The 3,669-nt window shown below is 73.8% G+C and carries 3 protein-coding genes; all 3 read left to right on the forward strand.

The window, feature by feature from the left end; translation table 11 throughout:
- Positions 1-1,607 (forward strand): ABC transporter permease (locus tag ACOV8S_RS28390; protein WP_448321365.1); only part of this gene is annotated, 1,607 nt, incomplete at its 5' end.
- A gap of 216 nt (positions 1,608-1,823) precedes the next feature.
- Entirely contained in the window at positions 1,824-3,266 is a 1,443-nt protein-coding gene (locus ACOV8S_RS28395; RefSeq protein WP_448321366.1) for a PP2C family protein-serine/threonine phosphatase, read from the forward strand.
- Between the two features lie 5 nt (positions 3,267-3,271).
- Positions 3,272-3,655: an STAS domain-containing protein gene (locus ACOV8S_RS28400; RefSeq protein ID WP_448321367.1), complete on the forward strand. Its 384-nt coding sequence runs from the start codon at positions 3,272-3,274 to the stop codon at positions 3,653-3,655.
- Positions 3,656-3,669 lie beyond the last annotated feature (14 nt).

Below are 3,669 nucleotides of genomic sequence, written 5' to 3' on the forward strand. Positions count from 1 at the left end.
CGCGCGCCCCGTTCACCGGCACCGGCGCCCTGCTCGGCTTCGCGCTGCGCCGGGACCGCCTGCGGCTGCCGGTCTGGCTGGCGGCCCTGGTGATCACCACCGTCTCCACCGCCAACAGCTACGCCACGCTCTACGACTCGCCCGAGGCCCGCGCGAGCACCGCGAAGACCATGGCGACGCCCGCCGCGCTCGCCATGACCGGCCCGCGGCACTTCCTGGACGACTACACCTACGGCGCGATGCTCAGCCACGAGATGATCGGCTTCATGGGCGTGCTGGTCGGCCTGATGAGCGTCCTGATCGTCACCCGGCACACCCGCGACGAGGAGGAGACCGGCCGCGCCGAACTGGTCCGCTCCACCGTCATCGGCCGCCACGCCCAGCTCGCCGCCGCGCTCACCCTCGCGCTCCTGGCCAACCTGGTGCTCGCCCTGCTGCTCGCCGTGAGCCTGACCGCGCTCGGCATCGAGTCCGTCGGCATGGGCGGCGCGCTGGTCTACGGGGCCGCCCACGCCGCGACCGGCCTGGTCTTCGCCGGCGTCGCCGCGATCACCGCCCAGATCAGCTCCGCCACCCGCGGCGCCTCCGGTCTCGCGCTGGCGGTGATCGGCGCGGCGTACATCCTGCGGGCGGCCGGCGACAGCGGGAGCAGCGACGCCCTCTCCTGGGCCTCCCCGATCGGCTGGGCCCAGCGTTCCTACCCGTTCGTCGACGACCGCTGGTGGCCGCTGCTGCTCTGCCTGGCCGTCGCCGCCGCCTGCGCGGCGACCGGGTTCGCGCTCTCCTCCCGGCGCGACGTCGGCGCCGGACTGCGGGCCACCCGGCTGGGCCGCGCCACCGCTTCCCGGGCGCTGACCAGCCCCTTCGGCCTGGCGCTGCGCCTCCAGCGCGGACTGCTGGCCGGTTTCTGCGTCGGCCTCTTCGTGATGGGGGCGATGTACGGGTCGATCATCGGCGACATCGAGGACATGCTCGGCAGTGTCGAGCAGATCCAGCAGGCGCTGGCCGAGATCGGCGGGGCCACCCTCGCGGAGTCCTTCGCGTCGATGGTGATGGTGGTGATCTCGGTGGTCTCCATGGTCTTCGTGGTGATGGCCACCCTGCGGGCCCGCGCCGAGGAGACCGGCGGCCGGGCCGAGGCGCTGCTGACCACCGGGCTCTCCCGCACCGCCTGGCTGGGCGGCCACCTGGCCGTCGCCCTGCTGGGGGCCGTGCTGACCCAGCTGCTGGCGGGGCTCGGCTTCGGGCTGGCCGCCGCCGCGGCCACCGGCGACCACGCGATGACCGGCGACCTGATCGCCGCCGCCCTGGTCCACGTGCCGGCCCTGTGGACCGCGGCGGGCGTCGCCCTGGTGCTGCTGGGCTGGCTGCCCCGGGCGACAGCGCTGGCCTGGGTGGTCCCGCTGTACGCCTTCGCGGTCGGCTACCTCGGGGAGATCCTGCAGTTCCCCGAATGGGCCGGCGACCTCTCGCCGCTCGGACACGTGCCGCAGCTCCCCGCCGCCCCGATGGAGTGGACGCCGGTGCTGGTGCTCACCCTGGTGGCCGCCGCGCTGTGTGTGACCGGGATCGCGGGTTTCCGCCGCAGGGATCTGGAGACCAAGTAGAGGCCCGGAGCAGGTCCGGCGACGATGCCGGGACGATCTTCACGGCACCGGAACCTCCCGGCTCGTCTAGCCTGGGGGTTCCGGTGCCGCCGTCGTGTCGGCGGCCGGGCGCCGACGACCGGGCGCCGACGACCGGACGAACGACTACCGGGCGCCGACGACCGGACGAACGACGACCGGGCGAACGACGACCAGAACGAGGAACCGAGCAGGCCCATGCTGCGAGAGAATGCCGTGGGACCGGATGCGGACACGGAATACGCGCGCCTCGCGGCGGTCCGCCGCTACGAGATCCTCGACACGCCCCCCGACGGTTTCTTCGACCGCGTCGCCCGCCTCGCCGCCCGGCTGTTCCAGGTGCCCATCGCCGCGGTGACCTTCGTCGACAGCGACCGGATCTGGTTCAAGGCCCGGCACGGACTGGGCGACGTCACCGAGATCAGCCGCGCCGACGGCCTGTGCGGCCTGGCCCTGCTGCGGGACGGCCCGCTGGTCATCCCCGACACCCGTCAGGACCCGCTGGCCATGGGCAACCCCATGGTGACCGGCGGGCTCGGGATCCGCTTCTACGCCGCCGCGCCGATCGTGACCGCCGACGGCCACAAGCTGGGCACCGTCAACATCCTCGACATCCGCCCCCGCACCCTCTGCGACGAGGACGTCACGGCGCTGGAGGACCTGGCGGCGATCGTCCTCGACGAGATGGAGCTGCGCCTGACCGCGCTGCGCGCCCTGCGCCGCGAGCAGGAACGCCGCCAGGCGGTCGTCCGCCAGGTGGAGGACGAGCGGGCCGCCCGGCTGCGCGCCGAGCGGGACCGCCGGGTGCTGGAGTCCCTGACCAGCACCCTGCAGCGCACCCTGCTCCCGCCCGCGCTGCCCGCCGTGCCCGGCCTGGAGCTGGCCTGCCACTACCACGCGGCCTCCGTCCACGACCTGGGCGGCGACTTCTACGACGTCTTCCCGCTGGACGGCGACCGCTGGGCGTTTTTGCTCGGCGACGTGTGCGGCAAGGGCCCCGACGCGGCCACCGTCACCGCCCTGGCCCGGCACACGCTGCGCGCCGCCGCCCACCACGCGCCGGACCCGGTGGCCGTGCTGGACACGCTCAACCAGGCGCTCCTCGGCGACACCCTGACCAGCAAGTTCTGCACCGCGATCTTCGGCGTCCTCACCCCGCGCGAGGAGGGCGGCTTCGAGGTGGAGATCGCCACCGGTGGCCATCCGCCGGCCTACCACGTGGGTTCCTCCCCCGACGGCGTTCCCCGGGTGAGCGCGGTGGGGCTCGAAGGGGGCATGCTGATAGGGGCGCTCCCCGAGGCCCGCTTCCGATCCCGTACGGTCGTGCTGGCCCCGGGGGAGGTGCTGCTGCTGTACACCGACGGGCTGATCGAGGCCCGGGCCGGCGAGGACAGACAGATGATCGGTGACGAGGGACTGGCGGCCTTCCTGGCCCGCCGCCGGGGCCTCGGTGGCGCCGCCGGTCTCGTGGAGGACATCGTGGACCTGCTGGACTCCCTGCCCGAAGGGGCGGAGGATGACGTTGCGCTCCTGGCGCTCTCGGTGCCCACCGCCGAGGAGGCCGAGCGGCAGACGCCTGGCGTGACGTCCACGGCGCACACCACGACTTTGCCCACGGACGCTACGGACGAGGAGCGCTGAACGACGTGTCCGAGCAAGAGCTGCTCCTGAGCGTGGAGGAGACCCACGGTCCGCTGGCCGTGGCCGCGGTCGGCGGTGAGATCGACTTCCACACCGCGCCGATACTCCGCTCCCGGGTGCTCGACCTGATCGAGCAGGGCCGTACCCGTCTCGTCCTGGACCTGTCCGGGGTCGGATTCTGCGACTCGGCCGGTCTCAACGCGCTGATCAACATCTGGCACGCCGCCCAGGGCGCGGGGGGCGCCATGGCGCTCGCCGCCGTCCCGGCCCGGCTGGACCGGATGCTCAAGCTGACCGGCCTGGACACGGTCCTGGCCATCTACCCGACCGCCGACGCCGCGATCGCCGCGGTCGGCCCCCGCCCGGGCGGGGAACAGATCGTCGGCTGACCCCGCCCCCCGGC

It is taken from the genome of Streptomyces sp. CO7, assembly GCF_053474865.1.